Annotated in this window: 23 protein-coding genes and 1 pseudogene; 16 read left to right on the top strand and 8 right to left on the bottom strand. The window is 71.5% G+C overall.

Annotated elements, in window-relative coordinates:
* The first annotated feature begins 261 nt into the window (after positions 1-261).
* A complete protein-coding gene (locus OG455_RS37120) occupies positions 262-906 on the top strand; it encodes a dihydrofolate reductase family protein (RefSeq protein WP_266301166.1) in 645 nt (214 codons plus the stop codon).
* Between the two features lie 650 nt (positions 907-1,556).
* Positions 1,557-2,648 (top strand): vWA domain-containing protein, encoded by a 1,092-nt coding sequence (locus OG455_RS37115; RefSeq protein WP_266301165.1) that lies wholly within the window; start codon positions 1,557-1,559, stop codon positions 2,646-2,648.
* A 125-nt stretch (positions 2,649-2,773) separates the two neighbouring features.
* Here OG455_RS37115 and OG455_RS37110 read toward each other — a convergent pair whose 3' ends face one another.
* Together OG455_RS37110 and OG455_RS37105 are read right to left on the bottom strand one after the other, a co-directional pair.
* The gene (locus tag OG455_RS37110) at positions 2,774-3,163 is read right to left on the bottom strand and encodes a hypothetical protein (protein WP_266301164.1); all 390 of its coding nucleotides are present in this window, start codon (positions 3,161-3,163) and stop codon (positions 2,774-2,776) included.
* 260 nt (positions 3,164-3,423) lie between these two features.
* Complete coding sequence (locus tag OG455_RS37105; protein ID WP_266301163.1) at positions 3,424-4,464, bottom strand: FAD-dependent oxidoreductase; 1,041 nt, start codon at positions 4,462-4,464, stop codon at positions 3,424-3,426.
* 119 nt (positions 4,465-4,583) lie between these two features.
* On the opposite strand from OG455_RS37105, the gene OG455_RS37100 reads away from it, so the two are divergent.
* The 4 genes from OG455_RS37100 to OG455_RS37085 all read left to right on the top strand — a co-directional run bounded on the left by OG455_RS37100 (position 4,584) and on the right by OG455_RS37085 (position 6,610).
* Complete coding sequence (locus OG455_RS37100; RefSeq protein ID WP_266301162.1) at positions 4,584-5,183, top strand: TetR/AcrR family transcriptional regulator; 600 nt, start codon at positions 4,584-4,586, stop codon at positions 5,181-5,183.
* Between the two features lie 76 nt (positions 5,184-5,259).
* A complete protein-coding gene (locus OG455_RS37095) occupies positions 5,260-5,544 on the top strand; it encodes a DUF6400 family protein (RefSeq protein WP_266301161.1) in 285 nt (94 codons plus the stop codon).
* Complete coding sequence (locus OG455_RS37090) at positions 5,531-5,770, top strand: hypothetical protein (protein ID WP_266301160.1); 240 nt, start codon at positions 5,531-5,533, stop codon at positions 5,768-5,770. Before OG455_RS37095 ends, OG455_RS37090 begins: the two co-directional genes overlap by 14 nt.
* A gap of 351 nt (positions 5,771-6,121) precedes the next feature.
* The gene (locus tag OG455_RS37085) at positions 6,122-6,610 is read left to right on the top strand and encodes a hypothetical protein (RefSeq protein WP_266301159.1); all 489 of its coding nucleotides are present in this window, start codon (positions 6,122-6,124) and stop codon (positions 6,608-6,610) included.
* Between the two features lie 204 nt (positions 6,611-6,814).
* On the opposite strand, the gene OG455_RS37080 is transcribed toward OG455_RS37085, so the two are convergent.
* Positions 6,815-9,004, bottom strand: coding sequence for a transglycosylase domain-containing protein (locus tag OG455_RS37080; RefSeq protein ID WP_266301158.1), 2,190 nt, complete (start codon positions 9,002-9,004; stop codon positions 6,815-6,817).
* Between the two features lie 216 nt (positions 9,005-9,220).
* Between OG455_RS37080 and OG455_RS37075 the strand changes: the two genes are divergently transcribed.
* Positions 9,221-9,535 carry a hypothetical protein gene (locus OG455_RS37075; protein WP_266301157.1) on the top strand — a complete coding sequence of 105 codons (315 nt, stop codon included), beginning with the start codon at positions 9,221-9,223 and terminating at the stop codon, positions 9,533-9,535.
* Between the two features lie 118 nt (positions 9,536-9,653).
* On the opposite strand, the gene OG455_RS37070 is transcribed toward OG455_RS37075, so the two are convergent.
* Together OG455_RS37070 and OG455_RS37065 are read right to left on the bottom strand one after the other, a co-directional pair.
* Entirely contained in the window at positions 9,654-10,874 is a 1,221-nt protein-coding gene (locus tag OG455_RS37070) for a hypothetical protein (protein WP_266301156.1), read from the bottom strand.
* A gap of 300 nt (positions 10,875-11,174) precedes the next feature.
* A complete protein-coding gene (locus tag OG455_RS37065; protein WP_266301155.1) occupies positions 11,175-11,519 on the bottom strand; it encodes a hypothetical protein in 345 nt (114 codons plus the stop codon).
* A gap of 294 nt (positions 11,520-11,813) precedes the next feature.
* Between OG455_RS37065 and OG455_RS37060 the strand changes: the two genes are divergently transcribed.
* The 6 genes from OG455_RS37060 (at position 11,814) to OG455_RS37035 (ending at position 20,768) form a co-directional block, all read left to right on the top strand.
* Positions 11,814-12,746, top strand: a complete 933-nt coding sequence (locus tag OG455_RS37060) for a GNAT family N-acetyltransferase (protein WP_266301154.1) — start codon at positions 11,814-11,816, stop codon at positions 12,744-12,746.
* A gap of 266 nt (positions 12,747-13,012) precedes the next feature.
* Positions 13,013-13,153 carry a hypothetical protein gene (locus OG455_RS37055; protein ID WP_266301153.1) on the top strand — a complete coding sequence of 47 codons (141 nt, stop codon included), beginning with the start codon at positions 13,013-13,015 and terminating at the stop codon, positions 13,151-13,153.
* A gap of 319 nt (positions 13,154-13,472) precedes the next feature.
* Positions 13,473-13,889 (top strand): STAS domain-containing protein, encoded by a 417-nt coding sequence (locus OG455_RS37050; protein WP_266301152.1) that lies wholly within the window; start codon positions 13,473-13,475, stop codon positions 13,887-13,889.
* The gene (locus OG455_RS37045; protein ID WP_266301151.1) at positions 13,889-16,084 is read left to right on the top strand and encodes a GAF domain-containing SpoIIE family protein phosphatase; all 2,196 of its coding nucleotides are present in this window, start codon (positions 13,889-13,891) and stop codon (positions 16,082-16,084) included. Before OG455_RS37050 ends, OG455_RS37045 begins: the two co-directional genes overlap by 1 nt.
* 209 nt (positions 16,085-16,293) lie before the next feature.
* Positions 16,294-20,454 carry a SpoIIE family protein phosphatase gene (locus OG455_RS37040; RefSeq protein ID WP_266301150.1) on the top strand — a complete coding sequence of 1,387 codons (4,161 nt, stop codon included), beginning with the start codon at positions 16,294-16,296 and terminating at the stop codon, positions 20,452-20,454.
* Positions 20,454-20,768: an STAS domain-containing protein gene (locus tag OG455_RS37035; protein WP_266301149.1), complete on the top strand. Its 315-nt coding sequence runs from the start codon at positions 20,454-20,456 to the stop codon at positions 20,766-20,768. The genes OG455_RS37040 and OG455_RS37035 overlap by 1 nt, the downstream gene beginning before the upstream one ends.
* Here the strand turns inward: OG455_RS37035 and OG455_RS37030 are convergent.
* From OG455_RS37030 to OG455_RS37020, 3 genes are all read right to left on the bottom strand, one after another.
* A complete protein-coding gene (locus OG455_RS37030) occupies positions 20,728-21,204 on the bottom strand; it encodes a hypothetical protein (protein ID WP_323185689.1) in 477 nt (158 codons plus the stop codon). The two genes, OG455_RS37035 and OG455_RS37030, sit on opposite strands and share 41 nt — an antisense overlap.
* 266 nt (positions 21,205-21,470) lie before the next feature.
* Complete coding sequence (locus tag OG455_RS37025) at positions 21,471-21,950, bottom strand: flavin reductase family protein (RefSeq protein ID WP_266301148.1); 480 nt, start codon at positions 21,948-21,950, stop codon at positions 21,471-21,473.
* Between the two features lie 184 nt (positions 21,951-22,134).
* On the bottom strand, positions 22,135-22,470 hold the full coding sequence (locus OG455_RS37020; RefSeq protein ID WP_266301147.1) for a hypothetical protein: 336 nt from the start codon (positions 22,468-22,470) through the stop codon (positions 22,135-22,137).
* A gap of 216 nt (positions 22,471-22,686) precedes the next feature.
* Between OG455_RS37020 and OG455_RS37015 the strand changes: the two genes are divergently transcribed.
* The 3 genes and pseudogenes from OG455_RS37015 to OG455_RS37005 all read left to right on the top strand — a co-directional run bounded on the left by OG455_RS37015 (position 22,687) and on the right by OG455_RS37005 (position 24,375).
* Positions 22,687-23,235 carry a hypothetical protein gene (locus OG455_RS37015; RefSeq protein WP_266301146.1) on the top strand — a complete coding sequence of 183 codons (549 nt, stop codon included), beginning with the start codon at positions 22,687-22,689 and terminating at the stop codon, positions 23,233-23,235.
* 530 nt (positions 23,236-23,765) lie between these two features.
* Positions 23,766-23,897, top strand: a pseudogene (locus OG455_RS37010) (acyl-CoA dehydrogenase); the annotation flags it as partial.
* 214 nt (positions 23,898-24,111) lie between these two features.
* Complete coding sequence (locus tag OG455_RS37005; RefSeq protein ID WP_266301145.1) at positions 24,112-24,375, top strand: hypothetical protein; 264 nt, start codon at positions 24,112-24,114, stop codon at positions 24,373-24,375.
* The last annotated feature ends 111 nt before the right edge of the window (positions 24,376-24,486 follow it).

The raw sequence follows: 24,486 nt of genomic DNA, 5'->3' as shown, positions 1-24,486 counted from the left end.
CGACCGGGGCCGAGGCGAACCCGTCCGGCTCCGGCGTCGTCGCACCCCCGGAGCGGTGTCAGTGTGATGAGGTCTACTCCGTCGCATGGACACTGCTACCCGTCTCACGGTGGTCGCAGGCCTGCCGACCCGGCCGCCTCCGTGCGGACCTCACGGGTCGGGACGCTGGGCAGCCCTGTTTCCGACCGGTCGCGGACGCGGCGACGGGTCGTCCTGGCCCGGCGAGCCTTACCACCGTTGTCGACAACTCAGGAGGAACACGTGGCTCAGCTGTTGAGGGTCCAGAACTTCAACGTCTCGAGTGATGGGATCGGTGCCGGGGAGGATCAGAGCCTTGAGCGGCCGTTCGGCCATGTCGATCCCGGGAGGCTGTTCTCCTGGGCCGGCGCGACGGCGAGCTGGCCCATGCGCACGGACCCCGGGGGGAGCCGGGGCCTGGACGACTACCTCACGCGGGACTACGCGCGCAACATCGGCGCCGAGATCATGGGCCGCAACAAGTTCGGTCCCCAGCGCGGGCCCTGGCAGGACCATGAGTGGCAGGGCTGGTGGGGCGACGAGCCCCCGTTCCACACGCCGGTGTTCGTCCTGACCCACCACAAGCGCCCTTCCTTCACGCTGTCCGACACCACGTTCCACTTCGTCGACGGGGACCCCGCCACGGTCCTGGAGCAGGCCCGGGAGGCGGCGCGGGGCAAGGACGTCCGGCTCGGCGGCGGGGCCGGCACCATCCGGCAGTTCCTCGACGCCGACCTCGTCGACACCATGCACGTGGCGGTCTCGCCGGTGAAGCTCGGGTCCGGAGTGCGACTCTGGGAGTCCCCCGACGAGCTGCTCGACCGGTTCCACCTGGAGGTCGTTCCCAGCCCGAGCGGGGTGACGCACCACCTGTTCTGGCGGAAGTGACCGCTCCGCAGGGCCGGCCCCGGGCTGTTCCGCCTCCCGGGGCCGGCGCTGGGGCCGAGCAGGCCTTCTGGAGACCGAAATCCGATCATTTCCGGCGCGTGCCTTGCCTGTTGTGGAGTTCGTGGTCCTACTGACAAGGTGGAGCCGGTGGCTCCGGGCGTGGTGGAAGCGAGACAGCCAAGGCCGGTCTCGTGGTCTCCCGGGCAACTGATGACTTCCTGGTGCTCCATCGTGCCTGATCGCACTCCGAGCCGTAGCTGGTCCGCGAGCGGCAGCGGCGGCTTCCCGATGGCGATGAGACGCTTCTCCCGCTGCCCGCCCGAGGTCTGACGCACCATGAGATCCCGGCGGCCGGGCTCAGTGCGAGCGCCGCCGAAGCTGTGACGACGAGCACGGCGAGCACGGCGAGCACGGCGAGCACGGCGAGCACGGCGAGCACGGTGGGAACGGTCCGCGAGGCTCTGCGCAGCTGGATGGACGAACCTTGCCGAGCCCGTTCACCCCCTTGGGCCTGAGCGGTCGGCGCCCGTGGCACCGCGGACCGGAACGGCTGTCAGTGCCCCGCTCTATTGTGGGAACAACGCTGGAGGGGACGCCGGAAAGGCGCCAGAAAGAGCGTCGAAAAAGAGCGCCGGAAAAGGGGAAGAACCATGTCCGCGAAAAGGATCGACCACAAGGTCAACCATGTCTCGCTCGTCGTCGACAAGTCCGGTTCGATGCGCCAGCACGAGACGCAACTCGTCCGCGTGGTGGATGAGTTCGTGAAAGGCCTGCAAGAGGAGTCCGACCGGCTCGGCCACGAGACCCGCATCAGCCTCTACGCCTTCGACCACGAAGTGCACAATCTTGTCTGGGACATGGACGTCAAGCACCTGCCGTCCCTGCAAGGCCTTTACAAGGTCGACAACGGTGCGACAGCGCTGATCGAGGCCGCCGTGAAATCCATCGACGACCTGAAGAACATCTGGGAAGGGTACGGGGAGCACTCCTTCCTCCAGGTCCTCGTCACCGACGGCGAGGAGAACGCCTCCGGCTGCTCGCGGACCGGCAAGATGCACATCCGCATGGGCGCCGGCCAGGGTGCCGCCGTCCTGCGTACGTGGATGGACCGCATTCGCAGCGCCATGGACGACCTCCCCGACCACTGGACTTCGGCGATCCTCGTCCCGAACTCCCTGGCCAAGCGCACCGCCCAGGAGTACGGCTTTCCCGCGGGCAACATAGCGATCTGGGATGCGGACTCCAGCAAGGGTGTCGAGGAGGCCATCGGCACCGTCAAGACCGCCGCGACCAGCTTCCTGCGAGGCCGCGAAAAGGGCGTGCGCGGCACCAGGAACCTCTTCGCCATGGGCCAGGACCTGAGCACCGCCGACGTCAAGGCCAACCTCGACGCCCTGGACGCCGGGAAGTACATCCTGATCCCGGTCGACCAGCAGACTCCGATCCGCGACTTCGTCACCAGCGCCGGGCACCCGTACAAGACCGGCTGCGCCTTCTACGAGCTGTCCAAGCGCGAGAAGATCCAGGGCAGCAAGCAACTCGCCGTGGCGGAGAAGGATCCGGCCACCGGCCGGACGACAGGCAGGGTGTTCTCGGGCCCGGCGGCCCGCCGGCTCCTCGGCCTGCCGACGTCGGAGGCCACGGTGAAGCCGGGCGACAACCCGTCGTACACCGTGTTCGTCCAATCGACCTCCGTCAACCGGAAGCTGGTGCCGGGCACCAAGCTGCTCGTCCTCCTCTAGGAGCTGTCCGCCGACACCCTGGCCGGCGAGGCGGTGCGGGCCGGTGGTGAGCGCGTCCTGGCCGGCCGCCGACATGCCAGGGCGCTGGAGCACTGGCACCTGGCACGTCGGCGGCGGTCCGTGTCCTAGAAGTGGACGATGGCGCCGGACTGGCGGCCGGACTCCGTGGGCATCATCGTGGCGTGGAAGCCTCCGGCCGAGCAACTGGTGGTCGCGCCACCGTTGTTGTCGCGAGCGCCGTCGCTCCAGTCGTTCCAGTTCCAGCTCTGTGTCGGGCAGAAGCTGGTCAGGCTGACCCAGACGCGCTCGTCGGTGCTGGCGCCGGAGGCGTTCACGGTCCAGCTGACAGTGGCCTGGGAGCCGCTGATGTACAGGCAGACCTGGTAGGTCGCACCGTAGTTGCTCCGCGCCGTGGTGGAGCAGCCGCCGGCGGCCTGCGCCGTGCCTGCGCCCAGCCCCACCATCGCGGCGGCGGCCAGGCACGCGGTGGCAGCGCCGGCCGTGAGTCGCTTCATGAACATGGAGAATCCCCGTTTCCGGCTCCCGCTTGCCGGGAGTCCGAGGGAGAGCCTCTCGAAGGCCACTTGAGGAGGCATCATGCGGTGCGGAAGTGAGAGGCATGATTCCGCTCACAGTGCCGTGCGGGCGCCGAGCCGCGGAGGCCTGCCCCGCTGCCGGCGGTAGGTGACGCCGACGGGGTGCAGGGGTGCACAACTTCCGCGGCACTAGGCCGTGTCTGGCAATTCGCGGCCCGGCGGGAACTGTCAGACACGGCCTAGCTCGGCAGCAGCCGGATCACCGTGTCGCGGAGCCGGGTGCGCTCGGTGGACATGAAGCGGTGCAGGCTCCGGGAGGCGAAGGCGACCCGCTGGGCGCTGCGGCGGCGCTGCCTGTCGTAGGCGCGCAGGGCGGCGTCCAGGTCGGTGGGTCGCTCGGCGACGGCCCGGGTCAGCGCCTCGGCGTCCAGGAGTGCCGTGCACGCGCCCTGCCCGAGGTTGGGCGTCATGGCATGCGCCGCGTCGCCGACCAGCGCGACCTTGCCGTGCTGGACGAAGGTCGGCAGGGCGGGGGAGAGGTGCCGCATGTCGTAGCGGATCCAGCCGGCGCGATCGGTATCGGCGAGGATCCGTGGGATGGGGTCGTGCCAGCCCTCGAAGTATCCGCGCAGTTGGGCGGCGGTGGTGGCCGCGGGCACGCTGGCGTACCAGTTGGTGCGTCCCGGCTCCACCGGGGTCATGCCGAAGAACCGGCCTCTGCCCCAGGTCTCGCCGTACACGCCGGTCTCGAAGTCCGCGATGCCGATCCAGGCGGCGCTCCCCACCTGTCGTGGACCGCTGCGCGCCCCGAAGCAGGCCGTGCGCACGGCGCTGCGGATGCCGTCGGCGCCGATCACCAGGTCGTGGCCGGCCACCAGCGCCGCGACGTCCGAGACCTGCTCGCCGAACCGGAGGGGCACATCGTCGAAGGTGTCCAGCTCGGCCAGCAGGATGTCGATCAGGTAGGGCCGGCAGATCAGGAGTTCGGGGCGGCCGGCTTTGCGCTCGATGCGCTCCAGCGGGAGGCTCGCCAGCACCTGCCCGTGCGGGGCGCGGATCCGGGCGCCCCGGTAGGGCACGGCCATGCCTCGGACCGCCTCGCCCACCGCGAGCCGGTCCAGGGCGGCTTGCGCCGCGGGGTGGAGGGCGAACGCGGCGCCGTACCGCTCCAGTTCGGTGCGGCGCTCCAGGATCGAGACCCTCCAGCCCGCGCGGCGCAGCCCGATCGCCGTCGCCAGCCCGCTGATCCCCGCCCCGACGACAACCGCTGTTCCGGTCATCACGCCTCCCCGATTCGTCCCGTCCGCCCGCCCGCCCGCTCCTCAAGCGGACCACCACAGATGTGGTACCACGGTTGGGGTATTGTGGACAAGTACCAAGCAGGTGAGGAGTGCTGACGGTGAATCGGGAACGCCGGGATCAGTTGCGCGACGCGGCCATCGAGGTACTGGCCGAGGCGGGCGGGCGTGGCTTGACGCACCGGGCCGTCGACGCGGTGGCCGGGGTGCCGCTGGGCACCGCGAAGAACTACTTCCCGACCCGGGATGCCCTGCTCGGTGCGGCGGCCGAGCGGTGTGAGGAGCAGTACCGCGCGGTCGCGGCGCGACTGGGTGCCGCCGGAGCGGGCCCCGGTGACCGCGAAGGCCTGGTCGCCGTGCTCCGGGGGCTGCTGGAGAACGTTGCCGGGCCGGGGCGTCCCCGCATGCTGGCCTACCTCGAACTGCGGGCCGAGGCGGGCCGCCGCAGCTGGCTGTCGGCCATCCTCGACCCGATCGCCGCCGCCGACTTCGCCGGTTTCGAATGGGCCCAGCGGGCCGCCGGCCTGCCCGTCACCCCGCGGCGGGCCGCCACCGTCACCCTCGCCCTGCACGCCGCCATCCCGCACCTGCTGGACGCCGGCCCCGCCACCTTGGCCGCCGCAGGCCTGGACGACCTGGACCGCTTCGTCCGCGGCCTGCTGGACGCGGTGTACCCGCAAGGCCCCGGCGACGCGGCCTGAGGGACGGGATCCGGGCCCGGCGGAGTGGCCGGGAACACGTTGACATCGAAGTAAGGCTTGCCTAACCATGGCGGGCATGGCTCCGAACACCACTCCACCGACCGACCCGGCCTCCGGGCTCACGGCCTTCGACATCGACCTGACCGCCGGCGAGATGCGCCGCCGGGCCGAGGTCGTGGCCGCGCTCGGGCCGGACTGGGACCCGGTGGCGGTGCTGCGTGAGGAGGAGGCGGCGTACGCGCTGCTGTACTCCGGGCTCGACGCCGAGCAGCAGCGGGTGTACGCCGAGCTCGTGGCGGCCGGCGTGCTGCCCGGGGCGCCGGGGGCGCCGGGGGAGGGGCCGAGCCGTGCTGCCCATTGACCCGCAGGCCGACATCGGCCGCCGCGCCTGGGTGCCCTGCCCCCGCTGCGACGACGCCCGCGACTGCGCCCCCTGCGGGGAGCGGCGCTCCTGCGGTGACCACTGGCGCTACCTGATCTCCAACACCGGCAGCGTGCTGCACCTCCAATGCCCGGGCTGCACCCACGTCTGGGACCACGAGACCGGTTTCGGCGCCACGCGGGGGGCGGGCGCCGGATCGAGGTGAAACGGGGGTGATCCTGGCTCGGCGCACGCGCGCACGCGCCGATCGTCGATAGCGTTCTCACCCGCGCCGACCGTCCGCGCCGCCCATCACCGCCCGTACCGCGCCATCACCGCCCGCGCCGCGCCATCACCGCCCGTACCGCGCCATCACCGCCCAGGGCGGTTGGCCTCCGGCGGTGGCGCGGGCGGACGGCTTCCCGCGCTGCTCGCACGGCAGGGTGCCTGCCCATGGCATATGGCATGCCTATGCCAGTCTTGGATACGATGATCCGCGCTCCCGCTGGGCGGGGGCATGCACGGCTTCGAGCACTTCCAGAGCGTTGACTCATCGACCAGGAAGGTTCAGCCCCCTATGCGATCCCATCTGGCAGCCCTGCGGCTTGCCGCCGTCGCCTTCGCCGCCGCGGCGGCGTTCGGCTCCACTCCAGCCTCTGCCGCGACCGTGGCCCCCAACGATGCCTGGGTGCCCTGCCAGGTCGGCCTGACGGCCGACAAGGCCTGGGCACCCGGCAGCAACCTCGCCCCCGGGGTCCGCTGGTGCGTGGGCGAGTACCAGCTCACCATGCAGAACGACGGCAATCTGGTGATCTACGACGTCAACGGCAACCCGCTGTGGAACACGCAGACCGAGGGCCACCCCGGCGCCGGGGCGATCATGCAGAACGACGGCAACTTCGTCGTGCAGAAGAACAATCAGCCGCTGTGGAACTCCGGGACGGGGGGCAACACCGGCTCCTACTACTACCTGTGTTTCCAGACCGACGGCAACCTCGTGGTCTACGCACCGCTGCCGAACACGACGCCGTGCAACGGCGCGCCCCGCTGGTACAGCAACACCTGAGCGGCTCCGTGCGCTCCGCCGGCCGTGGCTGACCGCACCCGACGGAACGCGCGCGTTCCGTCGGGTGCGGCGCCCTTCCCCCGGCGACAGGCCCGGTTCGGCGATGACGGGGCGATCTCAGGCCGCGGGCCGCGGACCGCCGATGGTCGTGGTGTGCTGACGGCGGGTCCCCTGGCCACGGATGGGACGGCGTTGGGGACCGCGTCAATGGCCGGCGGCGGCCCCGTCGGTCGGGGTGGCCCCGCCCGACGGGCCGGCTTGGCCGTTCGGGGTGGCCCCGCCGGAGGGGCTGGCGCCGTCGGTCGGGTCGCTGGTGTTGTTCTGCGGGGGCGGGGTGGGCAACTGGATGTCGGGGAAGGCATTGACCGGGGTGCCGGCCACGATGGCCTGCATCGCCTCGTGCCAGACCGGACCCGCCACCTGGGCGCCGAAGGCGGTCTCGATCGGGCCGCGGCCGAAGTCCTGTCCCTGCAGGGGCTTCTGGGTGCCGGTGTCGGCGACCACGGTGGCGCCGACCACGTCCGGGGTGTAGCCGATGAACCAGGCCTGCAAGGCCTGGTTGGTGGTGCCGGTCTTACCGGCGGACGGGCGGCCGGTCAGACCCTGGCCGCTGGCGGTGCCGCCGTCCTGCACCACGCCCTGCAGCATCGCGGTGAGCGTGTCGGCGGTGTTGGGGGACATGGCCTGGGAGCAGTTCGCCGAGGGGACGGCCAGGTTGCGGCCGTCCGGGCCGGTGACCGAGCTGATCGCGATCGGTGTGCAGAAGGTGCCGTGGGCGGCGAAGGTGGCGTACACGCCGGCCATCTGCAGCGGGGTCAGGGAGTTGGTGCCCAGGGTCATCGCGGGGACCACCTGGAGCGGCAGGCCGCCGGACTGCTGGGTGATGCCGAGCTTGTTGGCCATCTGGTCCACCGTGCACAGGCCGGTCCGGCCTTCCAGCTCGGCGAAGTAGGTGTTGATCGATTCGGCCAGTGCCTGCGGCATCCCGATGGTGCCGGCCTCCGAGGTGGAGTCGTTGTGCACCGTCTGGCCGTGCGCCTTGTCGACGTTGCCCTGGCAGTCCGTCATCGTGGGCCACGGCTCGCTGTACGGCACGTCGAGGTTCGTGTCGTCGCCCAGGCCGTTCTCCATCGCGGCGGCCGCCACGATCGCCTTGAAGGTCGAACCGGTGGGGAAGCCCTGGCCGCCGCCCATCGCCTTGCTGACGTTCAGGTTGATGGTGGTCTGGTCGCTGCCCAGGCCGTAGGGACGGCTCTGTCCCATCGCCAGGATCTTGCCGGTACCGGGCTGCACCACGCTCATCACGGCCACCGGCTGGTCGGAGGCCCTGGTGTTGTCCGCCATCGACGTGTTCACCGCGTTCTGCGCCTTCGGGTCGATGGTGGTGCGGATCTGCAGCCCGCCCCGGTCCCACAGCGCCTGGCGCGCCGCGTCGCTGGCACCGAACGCCGGATCGGAGAGCATGATCTTCTTCACGTAGTCGCAGAAGAAGCCCTCGCCCGCCTTGGCGGTGATGCACCCCTGCTGCGGTGCGGTGACGCGGAGCTGGATCGGCGTGGCGATCGCCTGGTCGGCCGCGGCCTTGGTGATGGTCCCGTACTGGGCCATCTTCTTCAGCACCGTGTCGCGCCGCGTCTTGGCGTTGGTCGGGTGCGCGATCGGGTCGTAGTCGGTGGGCGACTGCTCGATGCCGGCCAGCAGGGCGGCCTGCGGGAGCGTCAGGCTCTTCGCGTCGGTGCTGAAGTAGCGCTGAGCGGCCGCCTGGACTCCGTAGGCGCCCTCGCCGAAGAAGGTGATGTTGAGGTAGTTGGTCAGGATCTGGTCCTTGGTCAAGGTCTGCTCGACCTTGATCGCGTACTTCATCTCCTGGATCTTGCGCGCCAGGGTCTGGCGCTGCGCCTGCTGCACGGCCGCCGCGTTGTCGCCGGCCTCGTCGACGAAGACGTTCTTGACGTACTGCTGGGTCAGCGTGGACGCGCCCTGGGTGCCACCGCCGCTCGCGTTGCTGTCCAGCGCCCGCAGCAGGCCCTTCGGGTCGATGGCGCCGTGCTGGTAGAACCGGTTGTCCTCGATGTCGACCAGCGCCGATTTCATCAGCGGGGCTATCTGGTCGCTGGGCACCACCGTGCGGTCGCGGTCGTAGACGGTGGCGATCACGCTGTTGTTCGCGTCGTAGATCGTGGAGGACTGCGAGAGCGGCGGCGTCGTGAAGTCGCTCGGCAGACTGTTGAAGCTGTCGACCGAGGCCTTCGCGCCCAGGCCCACTCCGCCTACGAACGGAAGGGCGATACCGGCGAGCAGGACACCGGCCACCCCGCTCGCGGCGATCAGGCGGATGCCCGAGGAGAGCAGTACCAGCGGACGGGGAGCACGGGAGGGAGGTCTCGACACCATGGCGCCGACCGTACGGTCCCACACTTGGGAAAGAGTAAGAATATGTTCTACAGCTTGTAACAGTACAGTCACAGTGCTGCTTTGAGCCGTCCTCAGCTTTGAGCCGCCCTCAGCTTGGTGCCGTGACCGTGAAGGTCCACCGGATTGGCCCTGGCGGGAGGTGTGCCGGTTGGATGTCGTGAGACGTTTCAACTCGAAGGAACGAGGAACCGCCACATGACCTCTGATGCCCTGTTCGACGAACTCGCCACCGACCTTGCCCCGCGTGGTGCCTCGGCCGGAGCGATGTTCGGCAAACGCGGTCTCAAGGCCCACGGCAAGGCCTTCGTCTGCCTCAAGGGTGACCTGTTGGCCTTCCGGCTGGGCAATGGCACCCCTGCGCACGCCGAGGCCCTCGCTCTGCCCGGAGCCGAGCTTTTCGATCCCTCCGGCAAGCAGCGCCCGTTCAGGGACTGGGTCGCGATCCCCGTGGCCCATGCCGGTGCCTGGCCTCGTTTCGCCGAACTCGCACTCGGCAGCCTGGACGGCTGAGCCGCGTCGTCCACGTTCGGGCGTCGGGGTCCTGGCGGCTCAGCGCCCGTGCGGTGGCGAGTGGTTGTGCTCCGGAGCTGTGCCGCGGGCCTGTCCGACGCGAATTGTCAGACACGGCCTAGTCCTGCCAGTAGAACAGCAGGGTACGGACGTCGAGGGCTTCGCGTGCCCCGAAGTGGTAGACGCAGAGTCCGGTGACCTGGATCGCGCCGGTGGTCGCATCGATCCAGCGGAAGCCCGCCGATTCCAGGGCCCGGCGGATGGCGGGATCGGCGTCCTGCGCGGTGACGAACCGTCCGAGTGTGCTGACGAGGAGTGGCCTGGCCCCACCGAACCTGATGATGTGGTAGGTCCCGTCGCCCTGTTGGTGGTACTGGCCGCAGGAGAGAGGGGGTTGCGGGGCCTGGTCCGCCGCGAGCAGTGCGGTTGTCGCCCGACGGAGTTGTTCGTCCTGGTCGGTGGGCTCGGGCTGCTCGGTGCACAGGGCCTCGATCCGCCACCGTGGATCGCTCTGGCGCTGGCACCGGTGTCCGTACTGGTGCACGATCGCCTTGCGGAGTTCCTCGTCCACACCGGCGACTTCGACCCGGGGACGGCCCAGCGTGTCGTAGATCGCCCGGGTGCGGGCCGTGTCGCCGGTCAGGCGGTGCAGCGCGTATGCGGCCCAGAGCTTCGCCTCGGTCGTTGGCGCCCCGCCGAGGTACTCACGCAGGCGGTCCGCGTCGGACAGGAGCGACTGGGCGTGGTGTGCGACTGCCCGGTCGGGGTCCGCGAGCATGTCGGTGACGTCCTCGCCGGTGAGGTGGCGGACGCGGGTGCGCAGGACGCGGTCCTCGGGTCGTTGCAGGTCGCCGAGGTCGGCCAGGAGTGCTGCGAGCCCGTACCGGGCGATGAGCGCGTCCAGCCCTGCCGCGCCGACGACGTGCTGGTGCCGCCACGGATCGTTCGCCAGCGTCGCCAGTTCGGCTGTCGCTGTGCGGTCGCCGAGGACACCGCGTGCTTTGAGGAAGGCCTCGGGCATCCCGATCGACCGCGAGTGCCGCTGGTCCTCGTGCTGCAGCCAGGGCAGCAGGCCGGTGCCGGCCTGCTCCGCGAGGGCGTCGAGGAGTGCCTTGCGCACCTCGCCCACCTCCTGCGGATCTCGCACCCGCGCGAGCAGTTCGGGCACGCGCTGCTCCGGCACCCGTCCGGCCAGGGCGGTGGCACAGGGCCTGCGCTGCCACCACGGGTTGGCCGGATCGGCCACGTACCGCGCGAGTTCGTCCGCGTCGACCGCGCGCAGAGCGACCAGGTCGTCTCGTCCGTCTCTGGGGAACAGGGCCTCGATGCTCGCTGTCATCCCGGAATGCTAATGCAGCGGCTCGGCAGGGGCAGCAGGCGAACTCGCCTGCTGCCCCTGCCGAGCCGCACCCCGCGAGGTCCACCACGCCGCGGCCCTCGAGCGCTGACCACCCGCTGCCGGGGCCGGTGGGTCGCCGACCGGGCCGGGACGAACAGCGCCGAGATCGCGTCCACCCCACCGACAGGGCTTCTGGCTCGACCGCGTCGGAGCCTGCTTCCACCGCCCTGCGCCGCTCGTTCTCGAGGACTCCGGCGCGCCCGGCCCTGGCCTGTCCCCGCCGGAGTGGGAGGTTCTGTGTCACAGTGGCGTGAGGATCGCCTGGTGTGCGTTGTCGACTACGAAGCCGTTGTCCCAGCGGACGCGGACCGTCACCAGGTCCCCCTGCTCCTGGTACGCGGCCCACTGCGGTTCCAGCACGGCGATCTCCGCCTCCAGCCGCTTCCGGCTCGCCACCGGCATGGTGTGCCCGTAGGCCCCGAACAGCGCTTTGAGCCGCTGGTATTCGAGAACCGCATGGCTCTGCGGCAGTTCCCCGTCCACCCGCTCGATGGTGCCCTCGATCCCCGCTCCCAGCGAGAGGAACCCGACGACGGCCTCGGGCTGCCCGGCGAGCGCCTCACCGATCGTGAGGTCCTCGGCCAACCTGACGCGCCGTCCTTCCGCCAAGGTCATCCGTCCTCCGCCTTTCCCATGATCGGTGCCGCCGGCCCTGCCGCCCGCGGCCTCGACCATTATCCGCCAGGCACGCCACGCCGCCGGGCGGTGCTGCGCGCGGTCCGGGTGCCCGGCGCCGCGCGCTGATCCGACAGGATCGACCGGCCAGGACCCGGGGTGTGTCCGGTGAGTCATCAGTCGATCCTGGAACTGCGGGCCCGATCTTGATCGAGATCATGGGACTGCTCACCCTGGCTGTTCCTGGCGCCCTATGGTGTGTGGATGAATGACTTCCGTGCCCGCGCTTACCGCACCGAGGACGCAGCGGCGGTCGCTGATCTGCTCAACGCTGTTGCCAAGGCCGGCGGCGGGCATCTGGAGCTCCCCGCCGCCGCGATCGAGAACGTGGTGAGGGCTCAGGTCAAGGATCTGGCAAGGGACACACGGGTGATCACCGATGCGCAGGGGCGGCTGCTCGCCGCCGCGTTGGTGCGCCTGCCGCCCGAGGGCGGGTTCCGGGTCAGCCTGACCGGCGGCGTGCATCCCGACCGGCGAGGTCTGGGGATGGGGCGGGAGTTGCTGGCCTGGCAGCTCGACCGGGCAGCTGAACGACACGGCGAGGCCGCGCCGGATGCGGAGTGGCTGGCCGAGGTCGACGCCGGCGTCCCCGACGCGGCAGCGATCCGGCTGTACGAGCGGCTGGGGTTCGCCCGCGAGCGGTTCTTCCTGGAGATGGCCGCGCCCACCTCTTCGCCGCCCGTCGCACCACCTGTCGATGGCCTGCGGATCGTTCCGTACGCTCCGGACCGGGAGCGCGAGCTGCACGCCGTTCACAGCGCGGCGTTCCGCGCCACCTGGGGCCACCAGGAGCGTTCCTTCGAATCCTGGGCCGCGGTCACCGTGCGGTCGCAGACCTTCCTCCCCGAGGTGGCCCGATTGGCGCTCGCCGGTGACGAGGTCGTCGGCTACGTGCTGCCGTACGCCGACGCACCCCAGGCGCTCTACATCGGCGAGGTCGGCACCGCCACCTCCTGGCGCCGCCGGGGCGTGGCGGGTGCGCTGCTCACCGACGTGCTGGATGCGGCCGGCCGATCCGGTTACGCCGAAGCCGCACTCGAGACCGACGCTGACAGCAGCACGGGCGCATCCAGCGTCTACGAGAAGGCCGGCTTCGTCGTCAAGCACCGCGTCGTCGTCTACCGCAAGCCCCTCTGAGGACGGCTGGGGGCTCGGGTTGAGTGTCGGTTGCCGGTGTTTTGGCTGGGTGTCCTGCCCGGGTTGCCGGGTTGAGGGTGACGGAGCGGATCGCGTCGTCGTTGCCCGGGAGCTTGTAGGGCCGAGGTGGACCGCTCCACCATGGCCCCGGCCCGGGCCGCGGCGAAGTTCACCGCCTACCGTGAGCTGTTCCGCGTCAAGGCCCGCGACAACGACCCGGCCCGATCCGGCGAGGAGAGCGCCGACCGCTGGAAGGGGCAGCGGCCGTGCACCTGCTGGAGTTGCTGCGGAACGGCGGCCACGACCGCTTCGTGCTCGTCCTTGGCCCCTCCGACGCGCAGGAGCGGCTCGACCTCCGGGAGGGGGAGCCGAGGAGCGCGCGGTCGTCGGAGTGGCAGAAGGCGTAGAACAGGCCAGCGAGAGCACCAGGGCGTTCACTTCTGCGGTTGCCTCGCGGCTCTCCTCCGCCGGCATCTGGACATTGGTGTCCACACCTGCCTCGAGGTCGCCCGCTGCACCGGCGCCTCCGGCAGCAGGGGCCGCCGGTACAGCTGGTGGACTACTCGGGCGGTGGGGCAGTTCCCTGCACGGGCGACCTCCCCCGCCCGGCCCTTCAACCGTCGGCCCTTCAGCGTGCTGGGGCCGACGGGCACACGGAGGTCATCGGTGCTCCTACGATGAGTGCGAGCCGCCCCGCGGCCGGTCGTGGAACGAGAGGGGAGAGTCGTGTTCAACGCGCAGGTGGGCAGGGTTGCGCCGGGTGTCGTCGTGCTGGCGATGGAGGGCGAGTTGGACTACCACAGTGCCGTGCAGGTCGACGAGGCCCTGGTCGCGGTGAAGGGGGGCGGCCCGGTCAGCGCGCTCGTCGTCGACTGCAGCGCGCTGGACTACTGTGACTCCACCGGCGTCTCGGCCCTGCTCCGCTGCTATGCGGCCGTCCAGGAGGTCGGTGGATCGTTCTGCATCGCGGAGGTCCCCGAAGCCCTGGCCCGGGTGTTCGAGATCACCGGCCTGAACACGGTCTTCACCTGCCACGACACCGTCGCCGCCGCACTGAAGGACCTCGCCCCGAACGCCGGGGACAGGCCGGACGAGGGCGGCGCCGTTGTGCTGCTCGGCCCTGCCGACGAGGAGCAGGGCTGATGACCACGAGCAACGAGGCGCCCGACCGGTCAACCGGCGACCGCCATCGGGGCTCCGAAGACCGGGGAGACCTCCGAAGGCTGTTCGGCGAGTCGATCGCCGCGTTCGCCTCCCTCGCCGGTCCGGCCCACGTCCTGGAGAGCGCGAACTCCGCCTTCTTCGACGCGATCGGAGGCGACGCGCGCAGGCGTACCGGCATCGCCATCGCCGACCTGGTGCCGGAACTCACCGAGCAGGGCCTGATCGCCCTGCTCGACTCCGTCTACCGCACCGGCAGAGCCCACACCGAGCGCGACGCCCGCATCCTCCTGGGGCCCGCGGGAGACGTCCGGGAACGGTACTTCGACTTCACCTACGAGCCGCGCCGCGACAGCGGCGGCAACGTCACCGGAGTCACCGTCGTGGGCGTGGACCTCACCCAGGTCAAGCACGCGCAGAGGCTGGCCGCCGAGCACCGTGCTCTCCTGGAGCAGATCGCCCGGGACGCCCCCGTGCACCAGGTCCTGGACGGTATGGCCCGGGCGATCGAGGAGCTGTCCCCCGGGGTCCTGGTCTCCGTCCTGCTGGCGGACACGGACGGACGCCATCTTCGGCACGGCGCGGCGCCCAGCCTGCCGGCGTTCTACAACGACGCCATCGACGGGATCGCCACCGGTGAGGGTGTCGGATCGTGCGGAACGGCCGCACACCGGCGGGAGCCGGTCATCGTGACCGACATCGCCACCCACCCGTACTGGGACGACTTCCGGGACCTGGCCGCCAAGGCCTCCCTCGCGGCCTGCTGGTCGACCCCGATCATGGCGCGCGACGGCGAGCTGCTCGGCACCTTCGCCATGTACCACCGCTCGCCGCGCGCCCCGCAGGAGGCGGACCTCGCGCTCAGCGCCGTGTTCGCCGGCACCGCCGCCCTGGCGGTGGAGCGCCATCGCGCCGAGGTGGCCCGCTCGGCGGCGGAGGCCAGTGAGAAGGCGGCCCGCGACGGCCTCGCGTTCCTGCTCGACGCCGGCACCGCCGTCTCCCAGGACCTCGACTTCACCCAGAGCCTCCAGCGGCTGGCACGCCTGTGCGTACCAGCTCTCGCCCCGCTCTGCGCGATCGACGTCGTCCACGAGGGACGCCTGCGGCGGATCGCCACCGCGGGCGTCGATGCCACCGGTGAACAGCTCCTCGCCTCGCACAGCACGGTGTACGACGACGCCGACGACGTCGTGGCCCGGGTGCTGGCCTCGGGCACCACCGAGGTCGCCCGGCGCGCCCCGACCGGCCCCGGGCCGTGGAGCGATCTCGCGGTCACCGGCTACCTGTGCGTCCCGCTCCTGGACCGCGGACGCCCCTTCGGCACCCTCACCCTCCTGACGAACGGCCGCAATCCCATCGACGGGCACACGGTCGCCCTCGCCGAGGAGCTCACCCGCCGCGCCTCCCTGGCGGCCCGCAACGCCCGCCAGTACACCGCCCGCGTGCAGCTGTCGCGCGACCTCCAGGCCGGACTCCTGCTCCCGGACCCGCCGGACGTACCGGGCGCCCGGATCGTCACCCACTACCGTCCCGCCGGTGAGGGCCTCGAAGTGGGTGGCGACTTCTACGACGTCTTCCCGATCGCCGACGGCCGGTGGGCCTTCCTGATCGGCGACGTCTGTGGACGCGGGGCGCTGGCGGCCACCACGACGGCCCTGGTTCGCCACACCGCCCGTGCGGTCGCCCGCCTCGTCCCGGACCCACCGGCCGTGGTGTCGGCGGTGAACACCGCCCTCCTGGAGCGTCCCCGCAGCCACGGCACCGGCTTCGTCACCCTGGTCTACGGCGAACTGCGGCGCGCCGGTGACGGCCTCGCGGTCAGCTTCGTCCGGGCCGGCCACGTCGCGCCCCTTCATCTGGCCGTCGACGCCCAGGTCGACGAGGTCCAGGTCGACGGGATGCTCCTCGGAGTCGACGCCGGCGTCCGGTTCAAGGCCGCGCACCTGCGCCTCCAGCCGGGCGAGAGCCTCGTGCTGGTCACCGACGGGATCACCGAGGCCCGCTCCGAGTACGGGGTGCTCTTCGGTGAGCAACGCCTCGCCGAAGCAGTCGCCGCTGCCCGCCCCGGTGCCGGAGCCGACGCCGTCCTGGACAGCCTGGTCTCGGCGGTCCGGGCCTTCACCGACACCGCGGCCGAGGACGACGACCAGGCCGTCCTCGTCATCACCGCCGAGTGACCGGAACGTCGTCGACGCCTGCTCGGCCGAGGCGGCCACCGAAGGCGGTCGGCCACCGGGCCCCGCGGCTGCCCTATCCTACGATTCACCGAGACAGCCGGCACAGGACTCGTGGGGCATCCGAAGCCGGCGACGCACGGGCCGAACGGAACGGGTGCACGTCGGGTGCCCGCAGGCAGGTGGCCGCTTGAGCGAGAGGACGGGGCCGGATGGGGCAGCCCGGAGGTGCGGAGCGCGAGGCACCGGCTGTGGCCGGGCTCGACGTGTTCGACGGCGACCACGAGGTCGGCCGTGATCTCGCCAGGGTGGAGTGGGCTGCGACTCCCCTCGGCGTCCCGTCCGGCTGGCCGCAGAGCCTGCGGACGGCCGTGAGCATCCTGCTCTCCTCACGGTTCCCGATGTGGATGGCATGGGGAGAGGAGCTGACGTTCTTCTGCAACAGCGCCTACCGGCGCGACACCCTGGGCCACAAGTACCCTTGGGCGCTGGGTCGGCCGGCCAGTGAGGTGTGGGCGGAGATCTGGAGCGACATCGGTCCGCGCATCGACGCCGTGCTGACCACGGGACAGGCGACCTGGGACGAGGCGCTGCTGCTGTTCCTGGAACGCTCCGGATACACGGAGGAGAGCTACCACACCTTCTCCTACAGTCCGCTCCGCAACGACGGCGACCGCGTGGTCGGCATGCTGTGCGTCGTCAGCGAGGACACCGAGCGCGTCATCGGCGAGCGGCGCATGGCCACCCTGCGCGACCTCGGCTCCGACCCCAGTGTGGTGCGCACCGAGCAACAGATGCTGGCCTTCACCGCCCAGCAGCTGGGGCGCAACCCGCACGACCTCCCCTTCACCCTGACCTACCTGTCCCAGGGCGACGGCTCCGCCCGTCTGTCGAGCACCACAGGTGTCCCCGCAGGGCACCGTGCCGCCCCCGCGGTCCTGCGGGCTGACGACCCGGCGGCAGTATGGCCCTCGGCGGCGGCACGTCGCGGGGAGCCGGTCCTGGTGGCGCTGGACGGCCCCGCACACGCCGATCTGCCCCCCGGCAGCTGGACGGAGCCACCCACCCGGGCACTTGTCCTGCCCCTGCTGCAGCAGGGCGGTGCGCCGTACGGCTTCCTGGTGGCCGCACTCAACCGCTACCGGGCGCTGGACGAGGGATACCGCGGATTCGTCGAACTCGCCGCCGGCCACGTGGCGGCCGGAATCGGCAGCGCCCGCAACTACCAGGCCCAGCAGAAGCGCGCCGACGAACTCGCCGAGCTCGACCGGGCCAAGACCGCGTTCTTCTCCAACATCAGCCACGAGTTCCGCACCCCGCTGACCCTGATGATGGGCCCGGTGGAGGAACTGCGGACCCGACTCGCGACAGCGGACCCCCAGCTGCGGGCCGAGCTCGACGCGATGCACCGCAACGGCCTGCGCCTGGGCAAACTCGTCAACACGCTGCTGGACTTCTCCCGCATCGAGGCCGGCCGCATGCAGGCCACCTACGAGCCCGTCGACCTCGCCGCCGTGACCGCCGAGCTGGCCAGCGTCTTCCGCTCCGCCGTCACCAAGGCCGGCCTGACCTTCGAGGTGGACTGCCCGCCCCTGGAGGAGCCGGTCCGCATCGACCGGGGCATGTGGGAGAAGATCGTCCTCAACCTGCTCAGCAACGCCCTCAAGTTCACCTTCGAAGGCTCGATCCGCGTCGAGCTGCGCCGCGAGGGGCAGCAGGCGGTCGTCACGATCGCCGACACCGGCACCGGAGTGCCCGCGGACGAGATGCCGCGACTCTTCGAGCGGTTCCACCGCATCGAGAACGCGCGTTCGCGCTCCAACGAGGGCAGCGGCATCGGGCTGGCCCTCGTCCAGGAACTCGTCCAGCTGCACGGGGGCACCATCACCGCCCGCAGCAGCGAAGGCCAGGGCACGGAGTTCACCATCCGCCTGCCCCTCGGCCACGCCCACCTGCCTGCCGACGCCCTCGCCCCTGCCGGGGCCGCCGCCGGGCCGACCACCGCCGACCCGTACATCGAGGAGGCACTGCGCTGGCTGCCCGGGGACGACCCGACCGGCGCCGCCGAGCAGGTGGCCGCCACGAGGGGCGAACGGCCGTCCGTCCAAGCCGCCTCCGCGCGGGTCCTGGTGGCCGACGACAACGCCGACATGCGCGACTACCTCGGGCGGCTCCTCAGGGGCGCCGGCTACCGCGTCGATGCCGTCCCGGACGGCCAGGCCGCCCTGGAGGCGATCCGCGCCGAGGCACCCGACCTCCTCATCAGCGACGTCATGATGCCCCGTCTGGACGGCCTTCAACTCGTCGGAGCACTGCGCGCCGACGCGCGCACGGCCGCAGTCCCCATCCTGCTGCTCTCGGCCCGCGCCGGCCAGGAGTCCTCCATCGAAGGCCTCGACGCCGGAGCCGACGACTACCTGGTCAAGCCGTTCACCGCGGCGCAGCTGCTGGCCCGGGTCCGCAGCAACATCGACCTGGCCAGGCTGCGCAACCGCCACGCGCGCTGGCGTACGGCCCTGATCGACTCCCTTCAGGAGGCGTTCTTCGTCTGCGACGAGCAGGGCGACGTCATCGAGATCAACTCCGCGTTCACCGGCATTCTCGGCTACGGCCCCGAGGGGCTGCCCTATCGCTATCGCCACCCCTGGTGGCCCGACCCCGGCAGCGACCCCGAGGGGCACCGGCAGGTGGGCGACGCGTTCGCCGAACTGCTCGGCCAGGAGCGCGGCACCTACACCATCCCCGTCACCCACCGTGACGGCCATCGGCTGTGGGTGGCGGCCGCCTTCAACCAGGTCCAGGATCCCGACACCGGCCGCCGCGTCATCGTCGGCACCTTCCGCGACGTCACCTCCGAGCGCGATGCCGTCCAGCGGGAGATGGCCCTCGGCGCACTCAGCACGCGCCTGGCGGAAGCCGCCAGCCTGCCCGATGCCCTCAGCGCGGCGCTGGCCGAACTGCAGCACGTGTGGCAGGCCGACGCAGTCCTCGCCGCGGTCTTCCCCGACGGCAGCGACCCGGTCCTGACCACCAACGACCCGCAACTGGAGTGGAACGACCTGCCGGCCGCACGCCGCGACGCACTCGCCGCACTTCGCGAGCAGCTTCCGCTCGTCCCGACCGCCGACCGGGCGGGAGGTGTCGGGATCGTCCTCGAACACCCGCAGGGCCCGCTCGCGCTGTGGATCGACCGGGGCGAACACCAGTCCTTCACCGAGCAGGACCAGCTCCTGCTCTCCCTGCTGGCCGGTCGCCTCGCCCAGGGACTCACCCGGGCCCACCAGATCGACCAGCAGCGTGAGACCGCGATCGCCCTGCAACGCTCCATCCTCGGTCCCTCCCGCCTGCCCGAGGGCTTCGCCGTACGCTACGAGCCCGCCGCTCGCCCCCTGGAGGTCGGCGGCGACTGGTACGACACCGTCGCCCTCCCGCAGGGCCGCATCGGCATCGTGGTCGGCGACTGCGTCGGCCGCGGGCTGAAGGCCGCCACTGTCATGGGCCAACTCCGCAGCGCCTGCCGCGCTCTGCTCCTCCAGGACACCTCACCCGCACGGACCCTCACCGCCCTGGACCGCTTCGCCGCCGACATCCCCGGCGCGATCTGCACCACCGTCTTCTGCGGCGTCCTCGACCCCGCCACCGGCCACCTGGTCTACTCCAGCGCCGGCCACCCGCCCGGCATCCTCACCCACCCCGACGGCACCACCCGACTCCTGCAGGACGGCCGCGCCCTGCCACTGGCCGTCCGGGTCGGCCATGACCGGCCCGAAGCCGACTGCGCCATTCCACCCCGCTCCACCCTGCTGCTCTACACCGACGGCCTGGTGGAGCGCCGCCGCCGCCCCCTGAACGAGGGCATCGACGAGGCGAGCACCGCCGTCCAGGAGGGCCGGGCCACCCCGGTGGAGGACCTCGCCACCGCCATCATGGTCAGCCTCGCCCCCGTCGGCGGATTCGACGACGACGTCGCTCTGCTCCTGTACCGGCATCCGGCCCCCCTGGAGGTCTCCTTCCCGGCCGAGTCCGAGCAGCTCGCCCCCGTACGCAAGGCGCTCCGCGCGTGGCTGGACCAGTGCGGGCTCCCCACCCAGACCGTCCAGAACGTCCTGGTCGCGGCCGGCGAGGCGTGCGCCAACGCCATCGAGCACGGTCATCGCCACGCTCCTGGCGCCCAGATCCGCCTGCGTGCCGCCGCCACCGCCGCCGATCTACGACTGACCGTCGCCGACAGCGGCAACTGGAAGGTGCCCCAGCCCGAGGCCAACGCTCACCGCGGGCGCGGCGTCGCCCTGATGAACGCCCTGATGCAGCAGGTCACCATCACCCCAGGCACGGCCGGCACCATCGTCGACATGCACACGAGGATCGCCTGATGACCACCGCACTCACCCTCACGCCCGGCCAGCACCCCGACGGCTCGACCGTGCTGCGTGCCGTCGGCGAGATCGACATGAGCAACGTCGACTCACTCGCCGCCGCCATCGACGAACAGACCACCACCTCCACCCCGCTCGTCGTCGACCTCAGCGCGGTCGACTACCTCGACAGCGCCGGCCTGACCGTCCTGTTCGCCCGCGCGCACCAGATCCACCTCATCACCGGCCCACTCCTGGCGCCCCTGCTCGTCATCTCCGGCCTGGCGCAACTCACGACGGTCCACGGCCTCGGCAGCGACCCCACGTCCTGAGCGTGGTGCGGGGCCTCACCCAGGCCGCCCGCGTCACCGTCGGCCTCACGGCGCCGGACAGAAGGGGCTGGATCCTGGCAGACACCGGGCCCGGGACCTGATCCCGCGTCCGATGCCGGGGGGCCGGCGGAGCCGGGCCGAGAAAGCCACCGCCTGGGCGGTCCTGGTCTCCGAGCCGTCCACCGACTGCGCGTCCATGATGCCCGCGCTCGGCTCGGCCGCCCGCCCCTCCCGCTCGCGCTGCAGGCGACGTAGCCGCTGGTGGAGCTCGCGCACGTATCGCCTGGTCGGTACCGGGGCGGGGGGTGAGGGCGGCGAAGTGGCGGGCCACCCGGAGGGCCGCATGGTGCATCGGCTGCGCGTCCGCGGCGAGCAGCACGAGGCCTGCGATCGACGGATCGACGGCGGCGATCCGAGGCGCCACCGTGCCGCCCATGCTGTGGCCGAGCAGATGGATCCGGTCGGGGTCCACCTCGGGTTGCTGCCGCAGCAGTTCCGGAGGTGTCATAGCCCGCGTCATGCAACGCATCCTCGCGCTGACCGCCGCGATCCGGCACAACGACGCCACCGGACGACGGCGCCAAGGACGACGGTGACGTCGTAGAGGCTCTCGTCGCGGCCTCCCGCAGCCGCGCTTTCAGCCCTGTTCGTCGTCACCGGTCGCCTCCGTGCCCCACTCTCTGTACGGCAGCCTGTCTCCGGCTATGCGGCGTGTCCGGCGTCGATGTCCTTGACGTCGTGAAAGGTCAGCGCTCTGCCGTGCAGCGTGGTCACGGTATCGAGCGGATCGAGGAGGAAACCCACATGGTCGCCCCAGTCGGCCCGGTCGAGAACACGGCCGACGAACCAGGCCATGGCGCCTGCCAGTACCGGCACTCCGCCCGGACCGGGCTCCCACGCGGTGGCCGCGAACTTGTCGACCTCGTCGCCGGTGCGACCGCCGAAGAGCTCGGCGAGATCGTGGCGGCGGGCCGGGAGAAGGTGGACCGCCAATACCCGCGAGCGTGACGCGACGGCGTAGGTGCGGTTCGCCTTGGAGATCCACACAGTGAACCGGGGCGGCTGGAGCGAGCACTGACCAGCGAAGCCCACCAGGCACCCCGCGCGCTCCTCGCCGACCGCCGCGGTGACGACGTAGACCGGGTAGTCCAACAACGAGCTGAACGAATCGAATTGCTCCACGCTGCTGCTCCTTCCCTCGGATCCGGGAGCCAAGGCCACGTCTTCGAATCCCGTCCACCAACGGGACAACGGGCACGGGGTCGCCATCGACGCCGAGTACAGGAGCGGCGGCGTCCGTTGCCGACAACGGCTCAGCTGTCCCTTCGAAACCAGTGTCAGGTGCGGGTCACAGGGGCCTGCCGGGTCACGGAAGGTCGTCGTGGAGACCGCAGAGCCACGCCAGCGCCTGGTAGGCGCCGAGGGCATAGCCGGCGTCGGCGCCGTCGTGCAGGGCAGCGCGCAGTTTCACGGCGGCGTTGCGGCACTCGGCGAAGAGCTGATCACGGCAAGGCCCCCCGCTCCCGAGAGCCGTCACGGGAGCTTCCGGCCGGGCTCCGGTGGCCCACTGGTATGACGCCAGCACGCCGTGCTCGAACCCGGTGCACGGTGAGGTGTGCCGGCTGGCCGCCCTGGTCGCATCGAGCACCTCGTCCAGCCCGCGCGCGCCCACCGCGGGGATCGTCGCATCATCCGTCGTCATGTCGGAAACCTACGTCCGTCGGTCGTCGGCTGCCTCCCGGCCGCGCAGTGGCGTCACCTGACAACGCGTGTCCACCCACCGCCGCGGCAACCGCGCCGGGCAAGCACCCGCGAGCGGTGCGGGGCACGATGGAAGAACATCCCCCCGTCGCGCCCCGGACCTGTGCCCGCCTGGGCGCGCGGCCCTCCCGATCGGCCAGCCTTCGGAGGAAACCCGATGTCTCTCCAGCTCCTGGCGGAGCCCCTGAGTATCTACCTGAACGACCATCTGACCGGCGCGTTCGGCGGCACCGCGCTCGCCCACCGCATGGCCGACACCCACCCGGACAGCCGCCGCGCGGCCGACCTGCGCCAGTTGGCCCGCGACGTGGAGCAGGACCGCGACGACCTCGTGAGGATCATGAACAGTCTCGCCGTGCCCGTGCGCCACTACCGCACCTGGCTCGGCCTCGCGGGAGAACGAATAGGCCGCCTCAAGCCCAACGGGACACTGGCACGCCGCTCCCCACTCAGCGACCTGATCGAACTGGAAGCGATGCGCACCGGCGTCGAAGGCAAGACCGCGCTGTGGCGGGCGCTGCGCTCCATCGCCGAAACCGACCCGCGACTGAGCGCGGAGGAGCTGGACCGGCTCATCCAGCGTGCGGCCGAGCAGGCGCGCACACTGAACGGCTGGCATCAGGCGATCAGCGCCGAGATCCTCAGCGGCAAGGGCGCCACGTCCGGCGCGAGCACCGGCTCGACAGCCCACTCGACAGCCCTGTGAGCTCCCTGGCAAAGGGCAACAGCGGTCCGGCTGCGTGGCCGGCACGCTGGCAGCCGCCGCGAGAGGGAGCTGCAGTGTCGGCCGGCCGTCACGTCACTGCGCTCAGGGCAGCCTGAGCAGAGCGCCGGGCGGGAAGCAAATGGATGCTCGACGCTGAGTCCGGATTCCGACTCGCTGACCGCCGCCGCGCCCGGTGGCGTGGGGGTGGCTCCGGTGTTGGGCGGGCGGATGGTGGGCGCGAGGTGCAGAGTCGGAGCGTTGGCGGGCGCCTGCTCTGCACGTGCCCGGCCCGATGTCGAGGAGTCCGTCATGACCGCAGTGCCGTCCTTCCGACCGTCCACCCTGCCGCCGTGGCCCGTGCGCCTGCCGCGCCAGCCGGATCCGCGCGAGGACGCCCGATGAGCACTGGCGCGGATCAGGTCGGCACGCTGAGTGACAGCGGCGGGCCGTCGGTCCCCGGCGCCGATCCCCGGCAGCACCGCCGCTGCATCGCCCAGGAGTTCACGCGGATGGCGGCCTGCGGCGAACTGGATCTGCCGCTGCCTGGCGGCGGCCGGACCCGGGCCCGCTGGGCGGCACTCACTCGCTGGGCTCAGTGGGATCTGTCCCTGGCCCGGCTCGCCGAGGGCCATACCGACGCCGTCGCGATCCTCGCCGAGCTCCGCGCCCCCACTGGAAGCCGAAGGCGGGCGTGCACTCGCTGGTCTGGGCGGAGGCCCAGCTGATCAGCGGCATGGACCCCGACTTCCACCGGCGCGACCTCGCCGACTCCATCGAGGCGGGCAACCTCGCCGTGCAGCGGACATTCGGCGCTGCCCGGTCCGTCGAGTTCGACGCCCTCCTGGCGCCCGGCGCCCCGGCGCCGACGACCGCGGGGTGCGGGATGCCAAGCCCGGCGCCGTCGCAGGCGGGCAGCCGACTCTCGACTCACGGATCGTCCTGCTGGTCAACGAGGCCTACCGGCATGCGCAGCCGATCGCCGGCCTGGCGGACACCCGTGCCCTGTGGGCGGCCGCGGGGATCGACCCACAGGCGCCCGGTGTCTTCAGCGAGACCGACGGCGCCACGGCCGTGTCGGCCCTGGCGGAGCAGCTCGGCACGCACCGGGTCTGGGAACGCTTCCCCGCCGCAGCACGCTGAGCCCCCTCCTCCCACAGCCGCTGCGGGGAGCCCGGTCGGATCGCCCGTGTCACGACCAGGGACGTGGAGAGACGCTCGGGAGAGATGAGCGTCAGTCCGCCCAGCGAGGAA

It is taken from the genome of Kitasatospora sp. NBC_01287 (assembly GCF_026340565.1).
Classification (GTDB): Bacteria; Actinomycetota; Actinomycetes; order Streptomycetales; family Streptomycetaceae; genus Kitasatospora.
The sequence above is the reverse complement of the archived record's forward strand: the minus strand, read 5'-3'. Positions and strand labels throughout refer to the sequence as shown.

Bases quoted from the DNA above. Each gene is read 5' to 3' on its own strand.
- OG455_RS37115 (WP_266301165.1), top strand. From the start codon at position 1,557: ATGTCCGCGAAAAGGATCGACCACAAGGTCAACCATGTCTCGCTCGTC.
- OG455_RS37110 (WP_266301164.1), bottom strand. From the start codon at position 3,163: ATGAAGCGACTCACGGCCGGCGCTGCCACCGCGTGCCTGGCCGCCGCC.
- OG455_RS37105 (WP_266301163.1), bottom strand. From the start codon at position 4,464: ATGACCGGAACAGCGGTTGTCGTCGGGGCGGGGATCAGCGGGCTGGCG.
- OG455_RS37095 (WP_266301161.1), top strand. From the start codon at position 5,260: ATGGCTCCGAACACCACTCCACCGACCGACCCGGCCTCCGGGCTCACG.
- OG455_RS37085 (WP_266301159.1), top strand. From the start codon at position 6,122: ATGCGATCCCATCTGGCAGCCCTGCGGCTTGCCGCCGTCGCCTTCGCC.
- OG455_RS37080 (WP_266301158.1), bottom strand. From the start codon at position 9,004: ATGGTGTCGAGACCTCCCTCCCGTGCTCCCCGTCCGCTGGTACTGCTC.
- OG455_RS37075 (WP_266301157.1), top strand. From the start codon at position 9,221: ATGACCTCTGATGCCCTGTTCGACGAACTCGCCACCGACCTTGCCCCG.
- OG455_RS37070 (WP_266301156.1), bottom strand. From the start codon at position 10,874: ATGACAGCGAGCATCGAGGCCCTGTTCCCCAGAGACGGACGAGACGAC.
- OG455_RS37060 (WP_266301154.1), top strand. From the start codon at position 11,814: ATGAATGACTTCCGTGCCCGCGCTTACCGCACCGAGGACGCAGCGGCG.
- OG455_RS37045 (WP_266301151.1), top strand. From the start codon at position 13,889: ATGACCACGAGCAACGAGGCGCCCGACCGGTCAACCGGCGACCGCCAT.
- OG455_RS37040 (WP_266301150.1), top strand. From the start codon at position 16,294: ATGGGGCAGCCCGGAGGTGCGGAGCGCGAGGCACCGGCTGTGGCCGGG.
- OG455_RS37035 (WP_266301149.1), top strand. From the start codon at position 20,454: ATGACCACCGCACTCACCCTCACGCCCGGCCAGCACCCCGACGGCTCG.
- OG455_RS37030 (WP_323185689.1), bottom strand. From the start codon at position 21,204: ATGGGCGGCACGGTGGCGCCTCGGATCGCCGCCGTCGATCCGTCGATC.
- OG455_RS37020 (WP_266301147.1), bottom strand. From the start codon at position 22,470: ATGACGACGGATGATGCGACGATCCCCGCGGTGGGCGCGCGCGGGCTG.
- OG455_RS37015 (WP_266301146.1), top strand. From the start codon at position 22,687: ATGTCTCTCCAGCTCCTGGCGGAGCCCCTGAGTATCTACCTGAACGAC.